Here is a 25491-nt window from a genome sequence, read left to right on the forward strand (position 1 = left end):
CTACTCCATCCCGATATTGTGCAGTATTCAAAAGCCGTATCTTATTTTTAGTGCTAAAGATAAAGATTTACACATTTTTTGCGATATTGTCGTAATTTGTAAGAAAAAGTAAAACGTATTGATGTGATGATACGAGTGGGTAAACTAGCCGTCACTAATGCGAGTCTTCATCATTTGGAAGTCAGATGAAAAAAATTATTATAATAATCGCCATTTTGGCGTCGGCGTGGTTTGGATATCAAGCCATGCAGCCCCAAGGGACAGTTAAAGCCCAAGTCAAACTTGTGCCTAATGTGGTGATTGCTACCGCCGCAATGGCACCCGTACGCGATGAGGTTGAAGCCATAGGCACAAACAAGGCCTATGAGTCTGTGACTATTACGCCTAAGGTTACCGATGTGGTGATCTCATTGAAATTTGATGACGGCGATATAGTCAAAAAAGGGGACTTACTGGTACAACTGCAAAATGCCGAGCAAATTGCCCAGGTGAAAGTCGCCCAAGTGAAGTTGAGTGATAATCAACGGGAATTAAACCGGATAAGCTCACTCGTCACCAGCCGCACTGTGGCGGAATTAGAGCGCGATCGTCTGCAAACCTTGATCGACACCACTCGTGCTGAGCTTGAACAGGCGCAATCATCCCTTAACGATCGCAGCATTTTAGCGCCTTTTAATGGCCGGTTAGGATTACGCCAAGTGAGTGTGGGTAGCTTAGTCACCCCAGGTACTGAAATTACCACGCTCGATGATATCTCTACGATTAAACTGGATTTTTCGGTTCCTGAGCGTTTTATTCAAGATCTGCTCCCCGGCAAATTGGTCGAAGCCAAAGCCGTGGCATTTCCAGATTTTACCTTCAAGGGGGTGGTGACGTCGATTGACAGTCGCGTTAACCCAACGACCCGTGCCGTGATAGTGCGCGCCGAAATTCCTAATCCGGAACTGCGTTTACTCCCCGGCATGTTGATGAAGGTTAAGCTCATCAAACGTAGCCGTGAAGCCTTGATGTTGCCGGAGTCGGCGATTATCCCTCTGCAGAATAATCATTTTGTCTACAGCGTGAATAAAGACAATGTGGTTGAACGTAAGCAGGTCACCATCGGCATTCGTACCCGCGGCTGGGTGGAAATCCTCGAGGGAATAGATATTGGTGAAAATGTGGTGATCCGCGGTCTACTTAAAGTGCACCCCGGCGATGTGGTCAAGACCGAATTGGCTGAAAAGTTTAGCTATCTTTCCGATGCCAATGCGGAGCCAAGTGTATGATCCTGACAGATCTTTCAGTTAAGCGCCCGGTTTTCGCCTCGGTAATCAGCTTGCTGCTGGTGGCCTTTGGTCTGGTGGCTTTTGATAAATTGCCCCTGCGGGAATATCCCAATATCGATCCGCCGATAGTGTCGATTGAAACTAATTATCGCGGTGCCAGCGCTGCGGTAGTTGAGAGCCGCATTACCCAGTTGATTGAAGACAGGATCAGTGGCGTCGAAGGTATTCGCCATGTGAGTTCATCGAGTAGCGATGGCCGCTCACAGGTGACCTTAGAGTTTGATATCAGTCGTAATATTGAAGATGCGGCCAACGATGTTCGTGACCGAATTTCAGGCCTACTAGACAACCTGCCGGAGGAAGCCGATCCCCCAGAAGTGCAGAAAGCCAATGGTGGCGATGAAGTGATTATGTGGCTCAACCTAGTGTCGGATCAGATGACGACCCTTGAGCTCACCGACTACACCCGCCGTTATTTAGCTGATCGCCTGTCAGTTGTCGATGGCGTGTCTATGATCCGTATCGGCGGTGGTAAGGTTTATGCGATGCGGGTTTGGCTCGATAGGCAAGCCTTAGCCTCGCGCAGTTTAACTGTGGCCGATGTTGAAGCCTCGCTTAGGGCGGAAAACGTCGAATTGCCAGCAGGGTCGATAGAGTCTAAGGAACGCCATTTTACCGTGCGCTTAGAGCGCGGTTATCGCACCGCGGAGGATTTCGCTAATCTGGTGATTGCCCAAGGGGAAGACGGTTATTTAGTCAAATTAGGCGATGTGGCTAAAGTGGAAATTGGCTCTGAAGAAGAGCGCATCATGTTCCGCGGTAACAAAGAGGCCATGATAGGGCTTGGGGTATCGAAGCAGTCGACCGCCAACACCTTAGAAGTCGCACGTGCGGTCAATGCCTTAGTCGATAAAATCAACCCAACCTTACCCGCGGGCATGTCGATTAAACGCAGCTATGACAGTTCAGTGTTTATCGAAGCCTCAATCAAGGAAGTGTACGGGACCCTATTCACAGCCATGGTCCTCGTGATCATCGTGATTTACTTATTCCTTGGCAGTGTGCGTGCCATGTTGATCCCCGCGATTACTGTGCCTGTGTCCTTGCTCGGTACTTTTATCGTGCTCTATGCCCTTGGTTACACGATTAACTTATTGACTTTACTCGCGATGATCCTTGCCATTGGTATGGTGGTGGACGATGCGATTGTAATGTTAGAAAACATTCACCGCCGTATTGAAGAGGGGGATTCGCCCCTTAAAGCAGCGTTTCTCGGTGCCCGTGAAGTGGCCTTTGCTGTTATCGCGACGACCTTAGTGCTGGTGGCGGTATTTATGCCGATCACTTTCCTTGAGGGTGACTTAGGTAAGCTGTTTAAAGAGTTTGCCGTGACGATGAGCGCCGCGGTGATTTTCTCCAGTATTGTGGCTCTAACCTTGAGCCCTATGATGTGTTCGAAATTACTGAAACCCGCCGAGCAGGACTCATGGTTGGTACGTAAGGTCGATGGGATTATGACTCGAGTGTCCAATGGCTACCAAAGCGCACTGGAAAGGGCGATGGCACGGCCAATGTTGATGTCGATTCTGGTGCTGTGCGCCTTAGGCAGCAGCATATTCTTAGCCCAAAAAGTGCCACAGGAATTCGCCCCGCAGGAGGATCGAGGCTCGTTATTCTTGATGGTCAACGGACCTCAGGGCGCGAGTTACGAATATATCGAATCCTATATGAATGAAGTGGAAAGCCGCTTGATGCCATTGGTTGATTCGGGCGATATCAAACGGCTGTTGATCCGCGCTCCCCGTGGTTTTGGCCGCGCCGCCGATTTCTCCAATGGTATGGCGATTGTTGTATTGGAGGATTGGGGACAGCGCCGCCCTATGAAGGAAGTGATTGGCGATATTAACAAGCGCCTCGCCGATTTGGCGGGTGTACAGGCGTTCCCTGTGATGCGCCAAGCCTTTGGCCGCGGTGTGGGTAAACCCGTGCAATTTGTGATTGGTGGCCCAAGTTATGAAGAGCTTGCCCTCTGGCGCGATATTATGATGGAAAAAGCGGCGGAAAACCCACAACTGCTCGGATTAGATCACGATTATAAAGAGACAAAACCCCAACTGCGGGTGGTAATCGACCGGGATAGAGCGGCAAGCCTTGGGGTGTCGATTTCCAATATCGGCCGCACCTTAGAGTCTATGTTGGGGTCTCGCTTAGTCACCACCTTTATGCGTGATGGCGAAGAGTACGATGTGGTCGTAGAAGGTGAGCGCAGCAACCAAAATACCGCCGCCGATCTGCAAAATATCTATGTGCGTTCCGAGCGCAGTAAGGAGCTGATTCCCCTCTCTAACTTAGTGACAGTGGAAGAGTTTGCCGATGCCAGTTCGCTTAACCGTTATAACCGCATGCGGGCCATCACCATAGAAGCCAGTTTGGCAGATGGTTATAGCCTAGGTGAAGCGCTTGATTATATGAATCAATTGGCGCGCGCTTATTTACCAGCAGAAGCTGTGATCAGTTACAAGGGGCAATCCCTCGACTATCAAGAGTCGGGTAGTTCCATGTACTTTGTATTCCTGCTGGCGTTAGGGGTGGTATTCCTGGTCTTAGCCGCACAGTTTGAAAGTTATATTCACCCTATGGTGATTATGCTGACTGTGCCCTTGGCGACTGTGGGGGCCTTGCTGGGTTTGTGGTTTACGGGGCAAAGCCTCAATATTTACAGCCAGATAGGTATTATTATGCTCGTGGGTTTGGCGGCTAAAAACGGCATTTTAATTGTCGAATTTGCTAACCAGCTTAGGGATAAAGGCGTGGACTTTGACCGCGCGATTATTCAAGCCTCCTGCCAGCGTTTACGGCCTATTTTAATGACGGGAATTACCACTGCCGCTGGCGCCGTACCTTTGGTATTGGCCGCGGGGGCGGGCGCTGAAACCCGTTTCGTGATTGGTGTGGTTGTGTTATCGGGAATTTTGCTGGCAACCCTATTTACTATTTTTGTGATCCCCTCAGCATACGGTCTTTTCGCCCGTAACAGTGGTTCCCCTGAGGCCATCGCCCAACAGTTAGAAAAGGAACTCGCGCAGGATTAATCGCGATCCATGTAAATTAAGGCTCGCTTGGATCTATTGCTAGCCTGGTAAACCCCATACAAAAATAGGCGCTTAAGATATCTTAAGCGCCTATTTTTTTGTAGATGATGTGCTATCAGCAATGGTCTATAGCTTGAATATAGCGAAAAGAGGTTTTCTCAAATCCTATGGCCTCATAGTAGGCCTGCGTCTTTTCTCTTCGCATTGAAGTAGTGACCTCAAGCTTGCTACAACCCTGTTCATTCGCTCTTGTTTTGGCAAAGTTAATCAGTTGTGTTCCCACACCTAACCCCCTACAGGTCTCAGTCACTACCAGGGCGGTGATACGGCAAATCCGTTGCTGTGTAGGGAAATAATCAAAAAAAATTAAGCTTATCAGTCCAAGAATCTTCCCTTCAACCTCGGCGAGATAAACTTCATCCGTTCTATCACTTTTCCCAAGATATTTTTGTAATTGTTCTGGCGTTGCACTATATCCAAGTTGCAGTAGTAAACCAGCGATTACCTTAAGATCTGCTATCTGGATTTGTCTAATCTGAATTAAGTTCATCGTTATTCCTTAGTCATTAATCTAGGGCAGTGAGCTGGCTCCAAATTTAGTGCTATTCACCGATGTTATAGTGGCGATAACTGGTAGATTTTTGCATTAGCTTCGTCGGTAATCAGATAAATCAATCCATCTGGCCCTTGCACGACTGAGCGCAAGCGTTGGCCGAGCTCAGTTTTCAGCAGGCGTTCTTCCTTAATAATCTTGTCGCCATCAAGCACTAAGCGTACGAGTGTTTTTTCCTTTAGGCTGGCGAGTAAAATATTATTTTGCCACTGTGGAAATTTATCGCCTGTGTAGAATATAAAGCCCGCGGTGGCAATTGAGGGAACCCATTTATAGGCGGGTTGCTCCATTCCTACCTTGTGGGTGCCTTCGCCTATTTTGCCGCCGCCGTAATTTTCACCGTAGGTGATCACAGGCCAGCCATAATTTTTGCCCGCTTGGTCTATATTGAGCTCATCGCCACCCTGTGGCCCATGCTCGCCAGTCCACAATAATTTACTAATAGGATGAATTGCTGCGCCCTGCATATTGCGATGGCCAATTGACCAGATCTCGGGCAGGGCACCTGGCGTATTAACGAAGGGATTATCCTTAGGCACTGAGCCATCGGCATGAATGCGCACGACTTTGCCTAAATGATTATCCAATGTTTGCGCGCTCTCTTTTTCGCTGTAGCGATCGCCTAGGGTAATAAATAAACTGCCATCCGGCGCCCACACTAGACGAGATCCAAAATGGTGATTGCTGTTTATTTTGGGCTGTTGACTAAATACACGGGTGAGATTTTCAAGTTTGTTACCATTGAGAGTGACAAAACTGACCGCTGTGCTGTTGCTATCGCTTAAATCGCCTTCGCCGGGTTCGGCGTAGCTGAAATAGATTTTTTTGCTACTGGCAAAATCCGGCGCAAGTACCACATCGAGTAAACCGCCTTGGCCCTTGGTCGCGATCGGCGGTAAGCCCGTTAAGGGTTCACCCACTTTCCCGGTGGCACTGACAATGCGCATTCTTCCTGCTCGTTCAGTCACTAACATGCTGCCGTCGGGTAAAAAGGCCATGCCCCAGATGTTTTCTAACCCTTCAGCGATAGTGTTGACCTGAATATTACCCGCTTGCGTTTTAATCTTGATGGTGTTGGCGCTGATAGTGCTTGCGTTAGCGGCTTGGGGGAAAATTGCGGGTGAGCTTGCAAGTAGGCACAGTGCGAGGCTTAGGGTTCTCAGTCTGACTGTCCTTTGTTTCAAAGTACTCGGTTTCATTATTTTCCTTAACAATACCTTTGTCTAAGATGAAGGTTCAGGGTAACAAGTCAGTTACTCAAGGGCAATTTATCCGCGAAAAATTGAATCCCAAAACCCATGCACAAGCAAAACAGAGTGCATAGCTAGCGTATAAAAAATCCTATCGCCATGGCTAAACCGACACAGACAATAAAACCTCGTAATAGGGATTGGGGGATTCGGTAGGCGATTACGGCACCAATATAACCACCGATTATCGCCATAATGGCGAGCAATAGCAGATATTGTGCATCGATTAGATTTCCTGTGGCATACAAGGCAACGGCTATGGTGGTGAGTAGGGCGGAGAGTAAATTTTTAAGTCCGTTCATCCCATGTAATTGGGTTTGTCCCATTAGGCCTAAAGTGGCGAGCAGAATGATCCCTAAGCCGCCATTAAAATAGCCGCCATAAATACACACTAAGGTCAGTATGATGACAGCCGAGAGGGGGCGGACTGTGGTGGATGCGGTTGCAACAGAGAGTCGCTTCCTCAATAGCCAAGGTCCAGCGATAAAAGCGCCTGTTGCCAGTAAAATCAACCAAGGGACTAAATGGGCAAATAGCTGTTCACTGGTATTTAGCAATATGGCCGCGCCTAGGCATCCTCCTACTACAGCGATGAGACAGAGGTGTTTAAGGCTAAGATTAGCGGGATATTCAATATCTTTTCTAAAGCGCCATGCGCTGGCAAGGTAGCCAGGAAGCAGCGCCGCCGTGCCTGTGGCATTGGCGATAAGGGGAGGAATGCCGACAAAAACTAAGGCGAGTAGGGTGATAAAACTGCCTCCCCCCGCAACCGCATTAAGCATACCGCCGAGTAAGCCCGCAAATGCAATAATCAGCCAATCCATCGTTATTACTCCTTTTAAATTTAAACATCATCAAGTTAAAAATCATAGGGTGGCTAGAAAGTTACCCTTAAATATCGCCGTGGCGTTTGTTAACGTGTGACTCTTAATATTTAAGGGGCCTAGGGTGCTGGATGGTATTCACTATCCCAAAGACCAGACATAAAAATAGCGGCGGCAATGGCTTCACTTTGGTCACTAAAAACATCCTCGCCCCAGCAGTTCTGCCCCCGTTCTTGATAATAAACATGGAAGGTGGTCTGTTGCGGCGTTGGCACACAATACCAACCATCGAAGGTTTGTTTAGTAAAATGTACCCAATGCTTGGAATCTGCGGTTTTAACTTGTTGCATCAGCTCGTTATCCCTCGCCAGTAACGCGGCAAACTCATCTTGGCTGTTGATGTGATGGAGGTTTTTGAGGGTTTCAAGCAGATTTTTAAGCATCATTTTGGCGATCTCTGAATTGGGTTTCGGCGAATGCATTGGCGCTATGATTGTGATGGGGGCTTATTTTCAATAGCGAAGATTATTTACCGTGTACCCCGCTGGGCTCAGTCTTATCCCATAAATCCTAGGTTTCCAATCCCCTTTTTATTTAGGGCTTTTCTTTTTTTCTATTAGGCTAGGGCATTTTACCATGTAATCTTAGGGTTGTATGAATGTAAAACTCTTATATAAGCATGTGGTTACATGATACAGCGCACATTTTACCCTTGAGTATATTGGTAAAGTTACCTTTGCTTAGACTAAGGTTGCTTATTGTTCGATCCTTAGCTAAGTTAAATCGAGTCGTGCTATTTACTTTAGGTTGCGAGATGGAAGTCACCCTGACAAGAATTTCCACTGACAATCGCCATTGGAGGATACAATTGTGAGCAAAAAACTATTAAGTGCGCTTTTCGGGGCAAGTCTCGCAGCGTTAGCGCTGTCGCCAACCGCATTCGCAGCAGATCAAAAATTATCTGATTTCCATGCTGAGTCAGGTGGTTGTGAAAGCTGTCATAAGGATGGTACGCCTTCATCCGATGGTGCGTTTGAGTTTGCCCAGTGTCAAGACTGTCACGGTAAGCTTTCTGAAATGGATGCAGTGCATAAGCCACATGATGGCAATTTAGTTTGTGCTGACTGCCATGCGGTACATGATATGAACGTAGGTCAAAAACCGACCTGCGAAAGCTGCCATGACGATGGTCGTACATCTGACTCTGTTCTGAAAAAATAGTTCTGAATAATAGTTCTGAAAAATAATGTTTAGCACTGTTGGGTAACACCGACAAATCTAAATAAAAAAACGCCAGCAAATCGCTGGCGTTTTTTTTGACTCAGGATGACTCAAGTCATCCTGAGTTATTGTTAGTCATCCTTAGGTTGGCCTTGGATCATTTTCTTCCCGGAAAACATGGCGGAAATAATCCCAGGTTGACGTTTAACTTCGGTATAAATTACCGCGAATAAGTGCAATAAAATCAGTAATAAGAGTAGATAAACACCATAGACATGAATTTTACCCGCTAAACCTTTTATGGGTTTAATTGCACTGGCCTTTTCAGCGTTGACGCCAGTTTCATCATAGGGCTTTAAGCTTGCAGGCTCGGTATTGGTGTCGGCAAGATAGCTTTGGATGGTACTGCCCAGTGGCGGGTAGTAAATATCTGTTCCTGCGCGAAACAATCCCGTTAGCATGATGACAACTAATAACAGCATAATGGCCAATACGGCAAATTTCCCTTTCGGATTATGGCCTAAGTACTGTGGAGATTTCCCTGCCACTAACTCTGCTTGGTAAGCCAGTAATTCGCTTTTGCTGTTGGCATTGGGAAACATATGGCTGAAACGGGCATATTTGTTGCCGACAAAACCCCAGACAATGCGCACGACTAGGTTTAACGCAAATCCATAGCCGATACAAACATGTAAGGTTTTTAAGCCGATTTTGCCCGATAGTTCTGTTATGCCTAATTCAGTTCGATACATCATGATGCCACCGACTAAGGTGAGCGTGAGTACCAGAATGACGTTGATCCAATGGAATAATCGTGTGGGTTTGTCCCATACTGTATAAGATTTCATCTCAAGGGGGGTGGGGTTGCTACTAGACATCGCACTTCCTTAAAGTTTTCTAATAGGGTCGAGATGATTTTACGCCTTTCTCTTCAAAATACAGTCTTTTTTTAAGGTTAAATTCAGACTTCTGGTTGAGAGTGATAAAGCTGAAAGTTGTAGAAGCTACTGATTTGCGTACGGTAAATATTTTTTTAGTAAGTCTTTTGAATCTGTTTTATCTAATGCTAATATCGTAAACCAATAGACTCGGAGGTCTATTGAACGGATGTTGAAGTGGTATTGAGAGTCTGTTGAATTCTCAACATAAATAATCGTTAACCAGACAGGGAGTGAGCAGGATGTTCAAAATATTACATTGGATTGTAGTGTCAAGATCACAACTTCTAATGGAGTTACTCGCAGGACGTTGGCCACAGGAATTTCTTGTGAAGTTATCACACATCAATCCCGATGGCATGTGTGAGCATATCAAAGATAATCAAGCTTCTCTGGTGGTGATTGATCTCGCCACGGTCGATTTACAAAAAGCCTATCAATTCCAACGATTGCTTGCCCGCGAACACCCGAGTGTACGGGTGGTGTATATTCAGTTCCCGAAACTGGTGGATGCGCGGTTTTTAATGCAGGCTGCAACAACTGCAGGTGTGTTTTATCTCGATGCCGGGTTAACGGAAATTAGCTTAGGCCTTTCTAATATTCTGCGTGGTCATAGGGTTATCCCTCCTCAGCTCGCGAACGGAGTGAATGATGACTTTGGGCTGTTTGAAGATACAGAACCTTTGACCATCCGCGAACGTGAGGTGTTACAGGCCTTATTGTCGGGTAGCACTAATCTTGATATTGCCAATCAGCTATTTGTCAGTGAAAGCACGATTAAAACCCATTTATACCGGGTATTTCGCAAGATTGGTGTGTCCAGCCGCGGTCAAGCCATTGCATGGGCACAGACCTATCTACACGATGTGGTGGTTTAAATCTGTATTAGCGCTGATAGAAGACACCGATTTAGCAAGGAAGTACGGATCTAAAAATGGATATTGATGTCTAAACATTCCGTTTTGATACTTGCGTTTAGATATGTGCGTTTAGATATTAGTGCCTAAGTTAAGTGTTATCTCAGAAATGATAAAAGGGGCTTTTGCCCCTTTTTTTATTAAAATCAATTGAATCAAAACGTTAAATTAACGTCCTAACCACGCCGCGAGTTTAGTGTTGTCACTAATTGCTAGGGCGACAGTGTCCTTCGGCGCGGCAGTTATCATCAATTCACCCGTCATTAATTCATCCCGTCTAAACCAGTGCAATGGCAAGCGTTGTCCGAGTGGATACTGTTGCAGCTGCGCTTCAAATTGTCCTGTGACTTGCAGATTATCCGCGGCGATTAAGATATCTCCTGCGCTTAGGCCTGCAAGATGGGCGGGACTGCCTTGGGTGACTGTTACAACCTTTAACCCTATAGGTGCGGCTTGGGTTTTCGCGCCAAAGGCAATGTCGTAGCCCTTAGATTGATTACCGCCAACATCCTGGGCGCCTTGGCTGGAGCGAAGGGTAAAATCGACGCCAAATTCGGCCAGCAGTGGGGCGAGTGGAATATCGTCGGTATTGTCTAAGTAGCTGAACAGGTCTTGGCAATTACGTTCGAGTAAGCGCTCAACAATCTTTTGATGGCAATCATCTGTGGTGCCACGGTTTTGCAGGGCGTATTCCTGCCATAGAATGTTCATCACAGTATCTAGGCTGTATTTACCTTGGGTTTCACTTCTCAATGTGAGATCTAGATACAACGCAAACAGGGCGCCTTTGGTGTAATAGCTGATGATGGCATTTTGGGCGTTTTCATCCTGTTTATAGAACTTAGTCCAAGCATTAAAGCTTGAATCTTTTACACTTTGCTTGAACCGCCCTGGGCTTCGATAAACCCGGGTAAAGGTTTCGCTGAGCATATCTAAATAGCTTTGCTCATCGACGAGTCCCGCACGATAGGTGAGAAAATCATCGTAATAGGAGGTGATGCCTTCATAGGCCCAAAGCTGGGGCGTATAGGTTTCGGCCTCAAGTTTATAGGGTAAAAAGCATTCAGGCTTAATGCGTTTTACATTCCAGCTATGGAAATATTCGTGGCTGCACAGGGATAAATAGGTGCGGTAGTCGTTATTGATGGGAGCATCCAGCGAAAGGGGCAGATCCTTGCGGGAGCACATAAGCGCGGTCGATGCCCTGTGTTCGAGGCCGCCAAAACCATTGTCTAATACCGTGGTCATAAACACATAACGTTTGAACGGCGCGGGCGTACCAAAGAAGTTTATCTGATACTCACAAATGGCCTTTAAATCTTGGCAAAGCCTTGGCATACAGGCGCGGTGGCGACCATTGAGTACGATATCGTGCCGCACACCGCAGGCATCGAAGCTCCCTAGGGTGAATAACCCCATCTCCACGGGATGATCGATTAAATCATCATAGCTTTCGGCGCAAAATTGGCCGAAGGCGAAGTCCTCGCCACTGGTGCGTGTCATGCTGGTGGCAAGGCGCCATTCGCTCAAGGTTGACTCTGTTGGCGGCGCCATAGTGACAGTATGTAAAGTGTCTTCAAATCCCTGGGCGGCTAAAAACACACTGCTGCCGTTAAAGAAACCGTGTGTCATGTCTAGGTGGGCGGTTCGCACCGAGAGATCCCATGCGTAGATTTGATAGCTCAGGGTGATTTTGCTGCTGTTATTATCAATAGACCAGGTTTGCTTATCTAGTTGAGTGAGCTTAAGTGTTTGGCCTGTCTCGTCTTTTGCCGTGAGTTCGATAATATTTTTGGCAAAGTCGCGCACCATATAACTGCCGGGTAACCAAGCGGGGAGGCTGAATACTTGCACTGCCTTGGGCTTAGATACCGTCATAGTGACGGCAAATAAATGGGCTTTCGGATCGACGGGGGTTATTTGGTAATGGATCATTATTTATCCTGCAAAACCTACGAATGCTAATGGGCGTCATGCTGCCAAAAATACCGACAACTGGCAAATGCAACGTAAAATATCTGGAGACACAAAGCGTTGAATTGCTAGTATACTATGCCAACTAACCCAAGGAGGACGCCCCATGGCCGAAGAAACGATTTTCAGCAAAATTATTCGCCGCGAAATTCCAGCCGATATCCTGTATCAAGATGATCTCGTCACCGCCTTTAGAGATATTTCCCCTAAGGCGCCGACTCATATTTTGATCGTACCGAATCATTTAATTCCTACGGCAAACGAGATGAAAGCCTCGGATGAACCTGCACTTGGCCGAATGATGACGGTTGCGGCCAAGTTGGCGGCCGAAGCGGGCATAGCGAAAGATGGTTATCGATTGATCATGAACTGTAATCAACATGGCGGACAGGAAGTGTACCATATCCATATTCACCTCGTGGGCGGAGAGCCGTTGGGGCCCATGTTGAGCCAAGGTCGATGAAATTAAATCCGGAGTTTTTCCCGCTGACTCAAATGGCACAACGGTTTGTGGATCAATTAGCCCAGTGCCGTCGCCTTGGTTTAAAGGTACTCGAGGCGAGTGAGCACCATGTGCTGATTGAATTGCCCTACAGCACTGAATTAATTGGTTATCCCGATACCGGCGTTATCCACGGCGGCGTGATCACGACTTTAATGGATACCGCCTGTGGCAGTGCGGTGGTGAGTGCCATTTATCAAAAATATCAATCATTAGAGATCTCACCCACCTTAGATTTACGGGTGGATTATATGAAGCCAGCGCAGCCCCATAAGCCAGTGTATGGTTTTGCCGAGTGCTATAAACTGTCATCTAATATCGCTTTTACCCGGGCCATTGCCTATCAGGACAGTATTGATGACCCTATCGCCCATGCCGTGGGATCATTTATGCGTATTAGCCCTGAAATGGTCGGTGATGCCTTTCGGCAAGCATTGATGGGAGAAGCTGTGCCAGCACAGGGAGACACTGATGAGCTCAAATAAACACCTTGCTGGGACCGTGCCAATAAGCTCAAGCCCAGATACCAATGCCAATATTGCCAATACTACTGCTGAAAGTAAAACGCCCCTCGATGTGCAAAGTATTGTCAAACGGGCAACCGAGCTCAATGATTTTGGGCATTTACTCGAGCACGTTCCTTACGCCAAGTTTATCGGTATGCGGGTTGAGCGTTTTGGCGATGAATTAATTTTTAAACTGCCCGCCAAAGATGACAATATAGGTAACCCTGTTTTACCCGCCATTCACGGTGGCGTGATCGCAGGCTTTATGGAAATGTCGGCAATAGTGCAGTTAATGGTGTTTATGCAAACGGCAAAAGTGCCTAAAGTCGTCGACTTTTCTATCGATTATCTGCGCGCGGGTCTGCATAAGGACAGCTTTGCCGAATGCCGTATCACTCGTCAGGGGCGACGGGTTGCCAACGTTAATATCGATTGTTGGCAGACTAACCGTAAGCAATTGATTGCTACGGCAAGGGCACACTTTCTGATTGATTAATGAGGGAAACGAGATGAAACACATCTATACAGGATTGATACTGGCCGCAGCACTGACCCTTAGCGGCTGCGCCTCAGATACCGCCGGGATTTCCGTAAGTTCACAGGGCGAGACCCGTATCGACAGTAACAGTTTTGCCCGGGATATTGCCCTTGAAAGTGTCGATGCCCGCCGGGTAGGGGATTTAATTCAAGGCTCTGCGCTGATAGTCAGCAAGTCCTCTAGCGATATGCGCGTGCAATATAAATTCACTTGGTACGATGCCAGTGGTTTTACTATCGAAGATGAGGCCAGTAGTTGGAAATCGGTGAAACTCCACGGTAAACAACAGTTGCAAGTGTCTGCCGTTGCTCCCAATGCCCAAGCGGTGAAATTTGATGTGTATGTACGTGAAACCTATTCCTATTAAACTTGAGTTTGCTTCTGTGTAGCAGATTTCGGGTTTAGGTCGATTGGTATAGCGAATGGTTTGATATTAAACCCGTTGTAAAAAGGCTTGCTCCTTAAAAAGAGTAAGCCTTTTTATTGTTTTATATTCACTTTCGATATCTTAAGTTCATTCACATCTTATTCGATGTTGCCTTTTTGTTTTTTTACGATTGAAAGTTGCGATAATTTACCCATTTTTCAGCAAAAGGTTTACTGCAGGGTGAAATCCGGACTTTAGTCCTAAATATATTCAGTGATTGAGCACTACTATCAGCATATTACAACATGGGGATAGAAAGATGACTGCTCATATTAATGCTCAACCTACTGATTTTGCTGAAACTGTTATTATGCCGGGTGATCCACTGCGTGCTAAATATATTGCTGAAACCTATCTCACCGACGCAGTAGAAGTGACAAATGTTCGTAATATGCTGGGTTACACGGGCTTTTATCAAGGACAACGGATTTCCGTTATGGGCCATGGTATGGGGATTTCATCTATGGTGCTCTATGGCCATGAGCTGATTAATTATTTTGGCGTGAAACGCATTATTCGTATCGGCAGTTTAGGGGCAACCCAAAAGCATGTACAAATGCGAGATGTTATTTTAGCCCAAGCCGCAGGCACGGATTCACCCACTAATGCTAAGCGTAGTAGCGGTTACCAAATGGCGACTTCTGCGACTTTTTCTTTACTGCATAAAGCCTATACCAAAGCGAATGAGAAGGGCATTAGCGTGAAAGTTGGCAATATCTTTAGCGGGGATCTGTATTACGATCCAGATGAAGATATGATCCCCGCACTTGAACGTTTTGGGGTGTTAGGCATTGATATGGAAGTGGCGGGACTTTACGGTTTGTCACACCAACAAGGTATCGAATCATTAGCCATTTTAACGGTATCGGATCATTGTTTAACCGGTGAAGAAACAACGGCCGAAGAACGCCAACTTTCCTTTAATAATATGATCGAGCTCGCGTTAGAAACCGCCCTCAATTAGGGTTAAAGCCACCCTTTGAACCCTTAGCATTTCACTTATGGAATGACATAATGAAGAATAAAATTACTTTAACCGCTATCAGTTTTCTCGCTAATTTTATTATGGCGGGCTTTGCGACCCAATTTGGGATGTTGATTGAGCCCATAGCGGAGAAATTTGCCGCTAATGTTAACGACGTTGCCTCCATATTTTCATTACTTAATGGCGGTGCACTCGCGGGGACGATTGCGGCATTTTTCTTTATTGAAAAATTAGGCATCAAAAGAATAACCTTGATAAGTTACAGCTTAGTTGCTCTTTCTGCTTTGGCTTTACATTTAACCAGTTCCCTACAAGTTGTGATGATCGCCATGACCTTAATTGGTTTTTGTGGCGGTATTGGTCTGTGCATTGCGGGTACGATAGTGGTATCTGTGTGGCAAGAAAAATTACAAAGCACAATGTTAGTCGTGCAAGATGCAACGTTTAATATTGCAGGCGTTGTTTTTCCCTTGATAACGACTTATGCATTAACAAGTTCATTATCATGGAGTTATAGCTATTTAGCCGTAGGTTTAGTGGCCTTCTGTACCGTCATTATTACCTTGTTCACTCATTTCTCTATTTGTGAGCAGTCTTCTACAACAGAAGAGAAGCAACAATCTGAATGGAACCTTGGCATTATTAGTGGTGGTATTGGGTTATTTTTAGGAATGCTCGCGCTATACACTTTCTTAACTTGGGCTCCTTTATTTGTAAAACAGAAATTTGATATTCCGTTTGAAGAGGCCGGTAATATTATTACCCAGTATTGGTCTGCTGCGTTAATTGGTGCGTTAATTTCGACTGTGATTGTGACGCGTGTAAAAATCCACCATTTTTTAGTCGGCATTATTGCCTTAGCTATGGTGATCACCGCCGCGATTGTGAGCACAAATAACCTTAATTGGATAGCCTATTTAACCTATGGTTATGGTTTTGTGTGTGCCGCGCTTTATAATGCTTTTATTGCCTATGGCGTGTCTTTTGTAAAAAAAGCCAGTAGCAAAAATGTGTCATATATTCTTATTAGCGGCAGTGCAGGTGCGATGTTTAGCCCAGCGATCAGTTCTTTCTTTGAGCGTATTATCGGATTGCAAACCGTGATGTATGTTATTCCAGTGCTTTACGCAGCGATATTTATACTATTGATGGTTTCAAGCCGAATGAAACCTTCTATCGCACAACACTCGTTATCGGTAAATTAATTTACCTGTGAATAAACCCCACACTCACTATTTAATTAAGTCGAGTGTGGGTTATGCCGAAGGTGGTTATACGCCTGCTTCAACAAACTCCTTGAGTGCGTTGAGATCACAAATCCGAATGCCATCTTTTTTCCGCTCAATTAAGCCTCGCTCCTCAAGATTTTGTAGCGCCCGGCGGTAGACTCGGTCGGTCGTGCCAAATCGTTCAGCCTCTAAATAGCGTTTACTAAAGCCATCTACTGGCAAGTCATTTAAGTATTCATGGTAAATATCAAACGCCACGTTATAACTGATGGGGTAGAGCAGTCGCCGAGTAAAAATATCGACTGTGTCTTGGTAGTCAATGGCAATGGCACTGGCGAAAAATAGCGCGAGTTGAGGGTGTTGACCGAGGCAATGTTGCAGTTTTTCAGCGCTAATCAGCCTGATTTCTAAGGGTTCACTGGCAATAATGTCTAGTTGGCAGTGGTACTGAGTAAAGAACTCCATTTCGCCAAACAGTTGTGAATCACAATCAATAGTCCCTAATTGAAAACACCGACCATTTCTCGCGGTATGGCCGAGCGATACTCGACCTTGCTTCACTAATACCAGTGATGCCATCGCTTCCCCTTGCGTCATAAGGTGAGCGCCTTTTTTGAGCATTTTTATTTCGCTGACACAACTGAGTACAACCGCTTCAATAAGTGGATAGTCCTGCTCCCATCGCTGGCTATAACGTCCTTTCGATAAAGGTTTGAGCTGCATCGACTATGATCCTCTTACAGTGCTTGAAATCAGGGTTCGAAATGGCGACCTTCTATAGCATTATCATGCTAGGCGGTCAAATGGGTGAAAGGAATTAGACGATAACAAATAGGTATTCACTTTATGTTTAGTTCACTGTTAACCCCATGGAGTAATTTAAGGGAATATCAGATAAGTATGTCCTCTTTTTTATATTCGTCATGTATACTGGGGCCCGCCAAGGGGTGTTTGCAGCGAGTTTACTTTAATCAGTACTGCAGACTGAGATGTCATTCGACGAACCCTTAGAACCTGATCCGGCTAATACCGGCGTAGGAATGGGCCAATCAACAGCACACTTCTGAATCGCTTATTCGTTGCCGGATCTCAAACTAGATATTTGAGGTCCTATGTTTAACAGTAAAAATCCAGTATCCACTCAACCGTTAATGAGAGCGCCCTTGGCATTAGCCATTGCCACAGCGCTTAGCACATCCGCATTCGCCCAAACCGATGCTATCGATAAACCCGAACCTACCACTGAGATGGAAGTCATGGTGGTGACGGCGGATTTTCGCAGTGCCAGTTTAGAGAAAATGCCCTCAAGCGTTACGTTAATCGATGCCCAGCAAATTCAAGACGAAAGCGCCCAGCATTTCGAGGATGTGCTTAATTCCATTGCTAACGTTAACTGGTCTGGTGGGAGTTCTCGGCCTAAGTATTTTCAAATACGCGGCGTCGGCGAGCAGGAACAATACCAAGGCGCACCTAACTCCTCCGTGGGTTACATCATAGATGATATCGATTTATCTGGTATCGGCATGGTGTCGAGTATGTACGATCTTCAGCAAGTCGAACTGTTGCGTGGTCCACAGGGGACTCGCTATGGCGCCAATGCCTTAGCGGGGTTAATTTACCTAAAGAGTAACGACCCCACCGATGTATTTGAACACGGCGCCGAAGTCTCCCTCGGGGACGATGATTTACGTACCTTTAGTGGTTATAGCTCTGGCCCATTAACGGATTCGGGCAAGCTGCTGTACCGAGTCTCTTTGCAGCAACATCAACAAAATGGTTACCGCGATAATCTGTACCTAGAGCGTGATGACACGAATGGTCGCGATGAATTTACCGGCCGTGCTAAGCTGCGTTGGTACGCGACGGACGATCTGCAATTGGATTTAACCCTGCTGCACGCCGATTTTGATAATGGCTATGATGTGTGGAGTCTAACCAATAATCCTAAACAAACCCTCTCGGATGAGCCCGGTGTCGATAGCCAACGCACCACAGGTGCAGGCTTTAAAGCGACCTATTCTGGCGCAGAGCACTTTGAGCTAACGTCGTTAACTTCCTTTGCTAATACCGATCACCATTACAGTTACGATGGTGATTGGGCCAATCCAGAGTATTGGGCCTCCAAACAATGTGAAGATGAAGGCAGCGTTGCCCCCTGTCAGTACGATTATTTTTGGGACAAAACCGGCCAGCGCAAGACCCTATCCCAAGAGTTTCGTTTAAGTTCGACTGAGCAAGGCCGTATTTTTGCAGAGAGTACAGACTGGCTCATTGGCGTGTATGCCATGAATTTGAAAGAAGATAACCAATTGTATTCCGAGTATAACGCTTGGCCAGATGAGGTTTTAGACTCAGAGTATGAGGCGACCAATTATGCACTTTTTGGTCAGCTCGATACGGATCTGGGCTCGGATTACGCTTTGTCCGTGGGCTTGCGTGTAGAGCAGCGCAATAGCCATTACTCGGATACCAATCAGGATAACTTTGATCCGAGCGAAACCATGTGGGGGGGCCATATTGCGCTGAGTAAAATGCTAAGCGACTCCCACAATGCGTACGTTAGGGTGGCCCGTGGCTATAAGGCGGGTGGTTTTAACATGACCTTGCCCGTCGAGCTCAACGATAAGAAAGAGTTTGATACCGAGACTTTATATAACTACGAAATTGGCCTGAAATCCCGTTGGCTAGAAGGGCTTATCGATACGAATCTCGCGCTGTTTTATATGGATAGGCAAGATCAACAGGTGGCGGCCTCCCAGCAAGACCCAGATAAACCGCAGCGCTTTATCCTCTACACCGAAAATGCCGGTAGCTCGAATAATTATGGGGCGGAACTGGATGCGACTTGGTATGCCACCGACAATCTGCAGCTTTACTCCAGCCTAGGTTGGTTAGAAACCGCCTACGGTGACTATCAGTATCAGGATAAATACGGCACAGAGGTGGATCTCACCGGCCGAGACTTAGCCCATTCGCCCCATTTTACCTACAGCCTTGGCGGAACTTTCCGGGGGAACTCGGGTTGGTTTGCTAACCTTAACCTCAACGGTAAGAGTGAATTCTATTACTCTGACAGCAATGACTCCCGCTCTGAACCCTACACTATCGTGAATGCCCGCGTGGGTTATGAGGCCAATGCGTGGTCCGCTTACCTCTGGGGCCGTAACTTATTCGACGAGCAATACGGTGTGCGTGGCTTCTATTTTGGTAACGAACCCGATAATGGCTGGGCGGAAAAGCAATATATCCGCTACGGCGATCCCCGCCAACTCGGCGTGACGGTTAACGTCAAGTTTATGTAATCACTAGAATAACTTACGCTGTGGTGCTATAGGCGCCACAGCGTCAATGTTGAATAATAATGTTGAGCAATTTAAGGAATCAAAATGAAACTGACCGCAGAAATTAGCATGTACCCCTTTAATGAAAATTACCTCGATCCGATCAAATGGTTTATTGGCCGAATGGACAGTTATGCCAATATTGAGCGCGTCACCAATGCCATGGCCACCCAAGTGTGCGGCGAATATCAAGATGTGATGGCCATGCTCGCGATTGAGATGCAAGCCGCCCATGAAAAGTGGGGCAAGGCGGTGTTTGTGTGTAAGTTTATCGGTGGCGAATTGAATTTAGCCCATAGTGAATAACGGGATCTTATCTTTGCTAGAACCTAGAACCTAGAACCTAGAACCTAGAACCTAGAACCTAGAACCTAGAACCTAGAACCTAGAACCTAGAACCTAGCATAGTCAGTGCGCAATACGAGAATAACCAATGACAGATTTATGGTTTACGCTGGTCAATAGTGTTTATGCGGCCTTAAGTGAAGTCCATGTGATGACAGCGTGGGAAGCCTTGGCCGTATGCTTGGCTATGGCCTATTTGCTACTGGCGATAAAGGCCAGCGTTTGGTGCTGGGCGGCGGCGTTTGCCAGTACGGCCATTTACACTGTGTTGTTTTGGAAGGTGGCATTGCTGATGGAGTCCGTGCTCAATGTCTATTATATGGTGATGGCGCTCTATGGCTATTGGCTGTGGACACAGGGCGGTGATAAACAGCAGGGGGTTAATGTCACAACTTGGCCGTTAAAAACCCACCTAAAATTGATTGGCATAACAACCTTGATCTCATTGTGTATTGGCCATGGTATGGCGACTTATACCCAAGCGGCATTTCCCTATCTGGATGCGGCGACCACCTGCTTTGCGGTGATGACGACCTATTTAGTGGCGAAAAAAGTACTTGAGAATTGGCTCTATTGGGTGGTAATCGACCTAGTGTCAATCTATCTCTATCTCAGTAAGGGACTGATGCTGACATCACTGCTCTTTGTACTCTATGTGGGCCTTGCTGTAGTTGGATATTTCCTATGGCGCACGGCATTAGCCGATGCCCGTGGGGCCAATGCTCTAAGCTCATGATCGTAAAACAAGCCCAGCCCACGGATTGAGTATAGGACTTTGCGTATGGAGCAAACATTGAGTGAGTCATTTCAAAAACTGTTGCCTATATTAAAAGCTGCTGGACTGGATAAGATCACTCATATCAGTGAATTATCGGGCGGCTTGAGTAATCACAACTATAAAATTTCAACGCCTACAGCAGAGTATGTTTTTCGCCTCAATGCCGATGCGGCGGACAGTTTTTGCTCCAGAACGCAGGAGCGCTTCTATTGGCGCCACTTAGCGAGTGCTAAATTGGCCCCCGAGCTGCTGTGGGTGAGTGAAGATGAGCGCTATTACCTTAGCGCGTTTATCGAGAGTGATGCCATTGAAGGCGACATTCTCGAAGCAACTATTGATAACTACCATTGTGAAAATCCTGATCGTGAAAATCGTGTTCGTACAAGTTATGCCCAGCCACGCAAGCATTCCCTGTCTTGGCAAGCTTTAGAGGGATTGTGCAGTGCGGCGGATTATTTACAGGGTCAAGATTCATTGCACCACTTGCCATTAGCCTTTGAGCATGACCCTCTCGCCGACGCCCATCCTAATCAAGCCCATAGGTTGTTACTGACCTTATTGCTGCAATTACGTGACCTACCCAAGGGTCCCTATGGGATCAGCATTACCGAACAGTGGCAGGAATATCACCAGCAAATGCTGACCTTTATGGCATCATCTCTTATCGGTGGCGAGTTAAGCCAAATCGGGGGCGACTGGCACGGGCGGGCAACTCAACTGCTAGGGATCCAAGCTGATATTCAGCGCTGGACAGATACCTTGGCGGACTGTTTACTCCAGGCGCAGTTTTGTCATCGAGATCTCAATCCCCATAATTTGCTGCTTAAAGATAAGCGTTTATATTGCATCGATTTTGAGTATGCGACGGCTTCACATCCCCTGTGTGAGCTCGCGACTGTGCTGGCCACCCATGCCTTAACTCCCTTACAGCAACATTTTTTAGTGCAGCAATATCTGGCTAAGCATCCTTATTTAACGGCGGAGGCCATATTTGCCGTGCCCGCCGCCATTGAAATGTACTGGGTATTGGCCTGTTATTGGGCGCTCTTAATGGCGGCGCAGCAAACTGAGCCACACGGCCATAGCGAGTATATTGCTTGGTTCGATTTTTTTTGGCCGCAAATCTCGTAGCGATTTATTGTCACGCTTATTTACAAAAACAATGCTATAACACAAGCAACTTTTATATCAGTGCCAACGTCTTAAAGAGATATGTCTAGGATGGATTATTCAATATGAAAAAAAACTTGTTGCTACTGGTGTTATTGTTAGGGCTAACGGCGTGTTCGACTAAACTCAGTTACCATTTTATGGATTGGGCCATCGGCTGGGAGCAGGAGGACTATGTTACCTTAGACGATTCCCAGCAAGAGGCTTTCGATGCGCTGATCGAAAAGTTTGTCCTATGGCATCAATCCAAAGAATTATCCCACTATGTTGTTCAGTTAACTGAAATCGAAACGCTCATTAAAACCAATACCTTAACGCCGCTGCTGTGGGCTGAGCATGTGGATATTGCTAAACGGCATTGGTTTAGATTGTTTGAATTCGCGCTGCCAGAGTTGCTACCTATCGTCATGTCGTTGAGCGATGCTCAGGTGAAGCAAATCCTCACTAAATTGCGTCAAGATGAGCAGGAGTTAATCAAGGAATTTGCGGGTAAATCCCAGCAACAATTGCAACAAGAGGCGGATGAAAACCTTCAAGGACAGTTTAAAGACTGGCTAGGCAGTGTGAGCAGCGAACAGAAGGCACTGATCCACCAATATAATCAACAGCGTTTGTCCACCTTAGATATGTGGCTCGAGTATCGCCATGAGTGGCTGCGCCAGTTTGAAGTTGCCCTAGGGCAACGCACGGATAGGGCGCTATTAACCGAGCGTTTGACATTATTAATGACGCAACCCGATGAGCTTAAGTCTGAAAAACACAGGACATTTTTACGCAAAAATACCGAGTCATTCGGCACTTTAATGCTGACGATAAACACCAGTCTATCGGAAAAGCAGTCCAAGCATTTCTATAAAAAGCTCAATAAGCTGATTCAAGATCTCACTGAATTGAATCAAGAAGCCCTCGAAAAAGAATTCTAGGCGCTGAAAGATTTATCGATATTAAGGGGTCTAATCTGCAACAGAATAATGTAAGAGATAACGCCCTTGAAAAACACTATACCGTTCGCCGCCCTCTATCAGCAGCTACTCAATTTAAGCCGCTATTTTGAGGGGCTCGCCCCCTTAGCCCTGCGGCTTTATCTTGCCCCTGTGTTGCTGCAGGCCGGGTATAACAAGCTGTCACATTTTGAAGACACAGTCGCCTGGTTTGCCAATCCCGATTGGGGGTTAGGCCTGCCAATGCCCGCGCTCATGGCCGGCCTCGCTGCGGGGACCGAGTTTTTTGGGGCCATGTTATTATTGCTTGGACTCGCGACTAGGCTGATTGCGATTCCCTTAATGGTCGCTATGTTAGTCGCCGCTTTTACTGTGCATTGGCCAAATGGCTGGTTAGCCATAGCCGATGGCAGTTCTTGGCTCGCCAATGAAAGAGTGCTGGAGGCGGGGGATAAACTCGCTAAGGCAAAGGATATTTTGCAAGAGCATGGCAATTACGACTGGTTAACGAGTTCGGGTAATTTGGTGGTTCTTAACAATGGGATCGAGTTTGCTATCACCTATTTTATTATGCTGCTTGCCCTCTTTGCCTTAGGCGGTGGCCGTTACACTAGCCTAGATTATGTGATTGCTAAACGCTTTGGAATTAAGTAGTTTGATCAATTAGTTAAATCCCACCTAAACGGTGGGATTTTTTTATACCCCTTGCGGCACAATTTGCTATGCTTTATCCCAATTTATATCGAATTAGGATAATAACTTGGACGCTATTGAACTCTTACTCACCCGCCAGTCAACGCCACGACTCACAGCCCCAGCGCCAGATGCAAGCCAATTAAAAGTCATTTTAGATGCCGCTATCCGTGTGCCGGATCACGGAGCCTTAGCGCCGTGGGAGTTTATTATCGCCACTGGTGAGGGGCTTGAAACCTTAGCCGATATTTTTGTCGATGCCGCCAAAGCGAGTGGCGCCGATGAGGATTTTGTTCATAAAGCCAAGGGAATGCCGATGCGCGCACCTATGGTGATCACTGTGGTCGCGAAAACCCAAGCGCACCCTAAAGTGCCTGTGTTAGAGCAGCAAATTGCTGCGGGCTGTGCAACGATGGCAATGCAGCAGGCGGCCTTTGCCTTAGGACTGGGCGCGGTGTGGCGCACCGGTGATTTTGCCTTCGATGCGAACGTGAATGCAGCACTAGGCCTAAAAGCTGATGATCAAATCGTCGGATTTTTATATATAGGCACGCCAGCCGTTGCGGCACCTAAAAAACCACAGAGGGATGGCAGTCAGTACGCCCGTTACCTATAAAACCGTTAATCTTTAATGGAGAAATCCTATGCAAGTTGCTCGCACCCCAAGGTTAATCCTACGGCAGTTAGCGCCAGAGGATGCCTCTTTCATCCTAGTGTTACTCAATAGCCAAGGGTTTATCGATAATATCGGGGATAAAGGTGTCCGTACCTTGAGTGATGCTAAGGCATATATCACCAATGGCCCGATGAACAGCTATGCCGAGCAGGGTTTTGGGTTGTATGCGGTGGTACTTGCGGAGAATGGATTTCAAATAGGGATCTGCGGTTTAATCAAAAGACCCACACTCGAGCATGTGGATTTAGGTTATGCCTTTTTGCCACAATATTGGGGTAAAGGCTATGCCTTCGAGGCGGCGCAGGCGGCCCTCGCGCTGGGTAAACAATTGGGCATTGAGCCTATTGTCGCTATCGTCAGTTCGCATAATGAGGCATCTAAGGCGCTGTTGAATAAATTAGGACTCAAATTTGAGACCCAGTTACAACTGACCCCCGAAGAGGCACCGGTAGAACTCTTTTGCTGATGTTAAATGGTTGGATAGGGTGAGCATTGCCTAGAAGTAAACAGCCCAGAATCTTTCTCTGGGCTGTTATATGATTTGTTACATGTGACCTAATACACGAGCTAATTACACGGTCTGGGCTTTGCCGTTAGAAGGTCATTTCTGGCACATGCTCAGGTACGACTAACTTACCTGCGGTTTTACTGATGATTTCTTCAACGCTCACACCGGGGGCGCGCTCTAAGAGGTGGAAGGCACCGTCTTTAATCTCGATAAAGGCTAAATCTGTCACTACGCGTTTAATGCAGCCATAACCTGTCAAAGGCAATTCACACACGGGTAGCAGCTTAGAATTACCGTATTTATCGGCGTGCATCATAGTCACGATAATATTCTCGGCGCCGGCCACAAGGTCCATCGCACCGCCCATGCCTTTGATAAGCTTACCTGGGATCATCCATGAGGCGATTGAGCCGTTAACGTCGACCTCAAAGGCGCCCAGAACCGTTAAATCCACATGGCCGCCACGGATCATGGCAAAGCTTTCCGCCGAGGAGAAAAACGAAGCCCCTTTGACTGCGGTGACCGTTTGTTTGCCCGCGTTAATTAAATCGGGATCGATGTTTTCTTCGGTGGGGAACTCACCCATACCGAGTAGGCCGTTTTCCGATTGCAGCATAACTTCCATTCCCTCTGGAATGTAGTTTGCGACTAGCGTTGGAATGCCGATACCGAGGTTGACGTAGTAGCCGTCTTTTAATTCTTTGGCGACGCGCTGGGCCAGTTGTTCTCTTGATAATGCCATGATATCTATCCTT

The 25491-nt window shown here is 46.7% G+C and carries 26 protein-coding genes and 1 riboswitch; of the genes, 18 read left to right on the forward strand and 8 right to left on the reverse strand.

Going from position 1 to position 25491, the window contains the following annotated elements:
- Nucleotides 1-185 precede the first annotated feature (185 nt).
- Together MJO46_RS00475 and MJO46_RS00480 are read left to right on the forward strand one after the other, a co-directional pair.
- Complete coding sequence (locus MJO46_RS00475) at nt 186-1268, forward strand: efflux RND transporter periplasmic adaptor subunit (RefSeq protein ID WP_253987634.1); 1083 nt, start codon at nt 186-188, stop codon at nt 1266-1268.
- Complete coding sequence (locus MJO46_RS00480; RefSeq protein WP_253987635.1) at nt 1265-4360, forward strand: efflux RND transporter permease subunit; 3096 nt, start codon at nt 1265-1267, stop codon at nt 4358-4360. Before MJO46_RS00475 ends, MJO46_RS00480 begins: the two co-directional genes overlap by 4 nt.
- A gap of 115 nt (nt 4361-4475) precedes the next feature.
- On the opposite strand, the gene MJO46_RS00485 is transcribed toward MJO46_RS00480, so the two are convergent.
- The 4 genes from MJO46_RS00485 to MJO46_RS00500 form a co-directional block, all read right to left on the reverse strand.
- On the reverse strand, nt 4476-4910 hold the full coding sequence (locus MJO46_RS00485; protein ID WP_253987636.1) for a GNAT family N-acetyltransferase: 435 nt from the start codon (nt 4908-4910) through the stop codon (nt 4476-4478).
- A 65-nt stretch (nt 4911-4975) separates the two neighbouring features.
- Nucleotides 4976-6172: a PQQ-dependent sugar dehydrogenase gene (locus MJO46_RS00490; RefSeq protein ID WP_253987637.1), complete on the reverse strand. Its 1197-nt coding sequence runs from the start codon at nt 6170-6172 to the stop codon at nt 4976-4978.
- Nucleotides 6173-6297: 125 nt separating this feature from the next.
- On the reverse strand, nt 6298-7047 hold the full coding sequence (locus tag MJO46_RS00495; protein WP_253987638.1) for a sulfite exporter TauE/SafE family protein: 750 nt from the start codon (nt 7045-7047) through the stop codon (nt 6298-6300).
- 119 nt (nt 7048-7166) lie between these two features.
- Nucleotides 7167-7493, reverse strand: coding sequence for a cytoplasmic protein (locus tag MJO46_RS00500; protein WP_253987639.1), 327 nt, complete (start codon nt 7491-7493; stop codon nt 7167-7169).
- Nucleotides 7494-7917: 424 nt separating this feature from the next.
- Here MJO46_RS00500 and MJO46_RS00505 point away from each other — a divergent pair, with 424 nt between their 5' ends.
- Entirely contained in the window at nt 7918-8268 is a 351-nt protein-coding gene (locus MJO46_RS00505; RefSeq protein WP_253987640.1) for a cytochrome c3 family protein, read from the forward strand.
- A gap of 131 nt (nt 8269-8399) precedes the next feature.
- Here the strand turns inward: MJO46_RS00505 and MJO46_RS00510 are convergent, their stop codons facing one another.
- Nucleotides 8400-9146: a cytochrome b/b6 domain-containing protein gene (locus MJO46_RS00510; RefSeq protein ID WP_253987641.1), complete on the reverse strand. Its 747-nt coding sequence runs from the start codon at nt 9144-9146 to the stop codon at nt 8400-8402.
- A 302-nt stretch (nt 9147-9448) separates the two neighbouring features.
- Here MJO46_RS00510 and MJO46_RS00515 point away from each other — a divergent pair, with 302 nt between their 5' ends.
- On the forward strand, nt 9449-10084 hold the full coding sequence (locus tag MJO46_RS00515) for a LuxR C-terminal-related transcriptional regulator (RefSeq protein WP_198780257.1): 636 nt from the start codon (nt 9449-9451) through the stop codon (nt 10082-10084).
- A gap of 207 nt (nt 10085-10291) precedes the next feature.
- Here the strand turns inward: MJO46_RS00515 and MJO46_RS00520 are convergent, their stop codons facing one another.
- A complete protein-coding gene (locus MJO46_RS00520) occupies nt 10292-12058 on the reverse strand; it encodes a M61 family metallopeptidase (protein WP_253987642.1) in 1767 nt (588 codons plus the stop codon).
- Between the two features lie 145 nt (nt 12059-12203).
- On the opposite strand from MJO46_RS00520, the gene hinT reads away from it, so the two are divergent.
- The 6 genes from hinT (at nt 12204) to tsgA (ending at nt 16260) form a co-directional block, all read left to right on the forward strand.
- On the forward strand, nt 12204-12560 hold the full coding sequence (gene hinT, locus MJO46_RS00525) for a purine nucleoside phosphoramidase (RefSeq protein WP_007649030.1): 357 nt from the start codon (nt 12204-12206) through the stop codon (nt 12558-12560).
- Entirely contained in the window at nt 12557-13084 is a 528-nt protein-coding gene (locus MJO46_RS00530) for a PaaI family thioesterase (protein ID WP_253987643.1), read from the forward strand. The genes hinT and MJO46_RS00530 overlap by 4 nt, the downstream gene beginning before the upstream one ends.
- A complete protein-coding gene (locus tag MJO46_RS00535) occupies nt 13071-13601 on the forward strand; it encodes a PaaI family thioesterase (protein ID WP_253987644.1) in 531 nt (176 codons plus the stop codon). The genes MJO46_RS00530 and MJO46_RS00535 overlap by 14 nt, the downstream gene beginning before the upstream one ends.
- A 13-nt stretch (nt 13602-13614) precedes the next feature.
- Nucleotides 13615-14010, forward strand: a complete 396-nt coding sequence (locus tag MJO46_RS00540) for a YcfL family protein (protein ID WP_253987645.1) — start codon at nt 13615-13617, stop codon at nt 14008-14010.
- 319 nt (nt 14011-14329) lie between these two features.
- Nucleotides 14330-15034 (forward strand): purine-nucleoside phosphorylase, encoded by a 705-nt coding sequence (gene deoD / locus MJO46_RS00545; RefSeq protein ID WP_253987646.1) that lies wholly within the window; start codon nt 14330-14332, stop codon nt 15032-15034.
- Between the two features lie 50 nt (nt 15035-15084).
- Nucleotides 15085-16260 (forward strand): MFS transporter TsgA, encoded by a 1176-nt coding sequence (gene tsgA / locus MJO46_RS00550; RefSeq protein WP_253987647.1) that lies wholly within the window; start codon nt 15085-15087, stop codon nt 16258-16260.
- A 66-nt stretch (nt 16261-16326) separates the two neighbouring features.
- On the opposite strand, the gene MJO46_RS00555 is transcribed toward tsgA, so the two are convergent.
- Entirely contained in the window at nt 16327-17007 is a 681-nt protein-coding gene (locus MJO46_RS00555; protein WP_253987648.1) for a Crp/Fnr family transcriptional regulator, read from the reverse strand.
- Between the two features lie 210 nt (nt 17008-17217).
- Nucleotides 17218-17342, forward strand: a riboswitch (TPP riboswitch).
- A gap of 54 nt (nt 17343-17396) precedes the next feature.
- Between MJO46_RS00555 and MJO46_RS00560 the strand changes: the two genes are divergently transcribed.
- From MJO46_RS00560 to MJO46_RS00595, 8 genes are all read left to right on the forward strand, one after another.
- On the forward strand, nt 17397-19586 hold the full coding sequence (locus tag MJO46_RS00560; protein WP_253987649.1) for a TonB-dependent receptor: 2190 nt from the start codon (nt 17397-17399) through the stop codon (nt 19584-19586).
- An 84-nt stretch (nt 19587-19670) separates the two neighbouring features.
- Nucleotides 19671-19931: a hypothetical protein gene (locus MJO46_RS00565; protein ID WP_253987650.1), complete on the forward strand. Its 261-nt coding sequence runs from the start codon at nt 19671-19673 to the stop codon at nt 19929-19931.
- 127 nt (nt 19932-20058) lie between these two features.
- Nucleotides 20059-20706, forward strand: coding sequence for a nicotinamide riboside transporter PnuC (gene pnuC / locus MJO46_RS00570; RefSeq protein ID WP_253987651.1), 648 nt, complete (start codon nt 20059-20061; stop codon nt 20704-20706).
- A gap of 45 nt (nt 20707-20751) precedes the next feature.
- Nucleotides 20752-21879 carry a phosphotransferase gene (locus tag MJO46_RS00575; protein WP_253987652.1) on the forward strand — a complete coding sequence of 376 codons (1128 nt, stop codon included), beginning with the start codon at nt 20752-20754 and terminating at the stop codon, nt 21877-21879.
- A 104-nt stretch (nt 21880-21983) separates the two neighbouring features.
- The gene (locus MJO46_RS00580) at nt 21984-22841 is read left to right on the forward strand and encodes a DUF6279 family lipoprotein (protein WP_253987653.1); all 858 of its coding nucleotides are present in this window, start codon (nt 21984-21986) and stop codon (nt 22839-22841) included.
- A gap of 78 nt (nt 22842-22919) precedes the next feature.
- On the forward strand, nt 22920-23513 hold the full coding sequence (locus MJO46_RS00585; RefSeq protein ID WP_253987853.1) for a DoxX family protein: 594 nt from the start codon (nt 22920-22922) through the stop codon (nt 23511-23513).
- Nucleotides 23514-23619: 106 nt separating this feature from the next.
- On the forward strand, nt 23620-24168 hold the full coding sequence (locus tag MJO46_RS00590; RefSeq protein ID WP_198780246.1) for an NAD(P)H nitroreductase: 549 nt from the start codon (nt 23620-23622) through the stop codon (nt 24166-24168).
- A gap of 28 nt (nt 24169-24196) precedes the next feature.
- On the forward strand, nt 24197-24694 hold the full coding sequence (locus tag MJO46_RS00595) for a GNAT family N-acetyltransferase (RefSeq protein ID WP_253987654.1): 498 nt from the start codon (nt 24197-24199) through the stop codon (nt 24692-24694).
- Between the two features lie 127 nt (nt 24695-24821).
- On the opposite strand, the gene MJO46_RS00600 is transcribed toward MJO46_RS00595, so the two are convergent.
- Nucleotides 24822-25478, reverse strand: a complete 657-nt coding sequence (locus MJO46_RS00600; RefSeq protein ID WP_253987655.1) for a CoA transferase subunit B — start codon at nt 25476-25478, stop codon at nt 24822-24824.
- Nucleotides 25479-25491 lie beyond the last annotated feature (13 nt).

It is taken from the genome of Shewanella sp. KJ2020 (genome assembly GCF_024197625.1).
Lineage (GTDB): Bacteria > Pseudomonadota > Gammaproteobacteria > Enterobacterales > Shewanellaceae > Shewanella.

Coding starts and splice junctions, on each gene's coding strand:
- MJO46_RS00475 (WP_253987634.1), top strand. CDS start 186: ATGAAAAAAATTATTATAATAATCGCCATTTTGGCGTCGGCGTGGTTT.
- MJO46_RS00480 (WP_253987635.1), top strand. CDS start 1,265: ATGATCCTGACAGATCTTTCAGTTAAGCGCCCGGTTTTCGCCTCGGTA.
- MJO46_RS00485 (WP_253987636.1), bottom strand. CDS start 4,910: ATGAACTTAATTCAGATTAGACAAATCCAGATAGCAGATCTTAAGGTA.
- MJO46_RS00490 (WP_253987637.1), bottom strand. CDS start 6,172: ATGAAACCGAGTACTTTGAAACAAAGGACAGTCAGACTGAGAACCCTA.
- MJO46_RS00495 (WP_253987638.1), bottom strand. CDS start 7,047: ATGGATTGGCTGATTATTGCATTTGCGGGCTTACTCGGCGGTATGCTT.
- MJO46_RS00500 (WP_253987639.1), bottom strand. CDS start 7,493: ATGATGCTTAAAAATCTGCTTGAAACCCTCAAAAACCTCCATCACATC.
- MJO46_RS00510 (WP_253987641.1), bottom strand. CDS start 9,146: ATGTCTAGTAGCAACCCCACCCCCCTTGAGATGAAATCTTATACAGTA.
- MJO46_RS00515 (WP_198780257.1), top strand. CDS start 9,449: ATGTTCAAAATATTACATTGGATTGTAGTGTCAAGATCACAACTTCTA.
- MJO46_RS00520 (WP_253987642.1), bottom strand. CDS start 12,058: ATGATCCATTACCAAATAACCCCCGTCGATCCGAAAGCCCATTTATTT.
- hinT (WP_007649030.1), top strand. CDS start 12,204: ATGGCCGAAGAAACGATTTTCAGCAAAATTATTCGCCGCGAAATTCCA.
- MJO46_RS00530 (WP_253987643.1), top strand. CDS start 12,557: ATGAAATTAAATCCGGAGTTTTTCCCGCTGACTCAAATGGCACAACGG.
- MJO46_RS00535 (WP_253987644.1), top strand. CDS start 13,071: ATGAGCTCAAATAAACACCTTGCTGGGACCGTGCCAATAAGCTCAAGC.
- MJO46_RS00540 (WP_253987645.1), top strand. CDS start 13,615: ATGAAACACATCTATACAGGATTGATACTGGCCGCAGCACTGACCCTT.
- deoD (WP_253987646.1), top strand. CDS start 14,330: ATGACTGCTCATATTAATGCTCAACCTACTGATTTTGCTGAAACTGTT.
- tsgA (WP_253987647.1), top strand. CDS start 15,085: ATGAAGAATAAAATTACTTTAACCGCTATCAGTTTTCTCGCTAATTTT.
- MJO46_RS00555 (WP_253987648.1), bottom strand. CDS start 17,007: ATGCAGCTCAAACCTTTATCGAAAGGACGTTATAGCCAGCGATGGGAG.
- MJO46_RS00560 (WP_253987649.1), top strand. CDS start 17,397: ATGTTTAACAGTAAAAATCCAGTATCCACTCAACCGTTAATGAGAGCG.
- MJO46_RS00565 (WP_253987650.1), top strand. CDS start 19,671: ATGAAACTGACCGCAGAAATTAGCATGTACCCCTTTAATGAAAATTAC.
- pnuC (WP_253987651.1), top strand. CDS start 20,059: ATGACAGATTTATGGTTTACGCTGGTCAATAGTGTTTATGCGGCCTTA.
- MJO46_RS00575 (WP_253987652.1), top strand. CDS start 20,752: ATGGAGCAAACATTGAGTGAGTCATTTCAAAAACTGTTGCCTATATTA.
- MJO46_RS00580 (WP_253987653.1), top strand. CDS start 21,984: ATGAAAAAAAACTTGTTGCTACTGGTGTTATTGTTAGGGCTAACGGCG.
- MJO46_RS00595 (WP_253987654.1), top strand. CDS start 24,197: ATGCAAGTTGCTCGCACCCCAAGGTTAATCCTACGGCAGTTAGCGCCA.
- MJO46_RS00600 (WP_253987655.1), bottom strand. CDS start 25,478: ATGGCATTATCAAGAGAACAACTGGCCCAGCGCGTCGCCAAAGAATTA.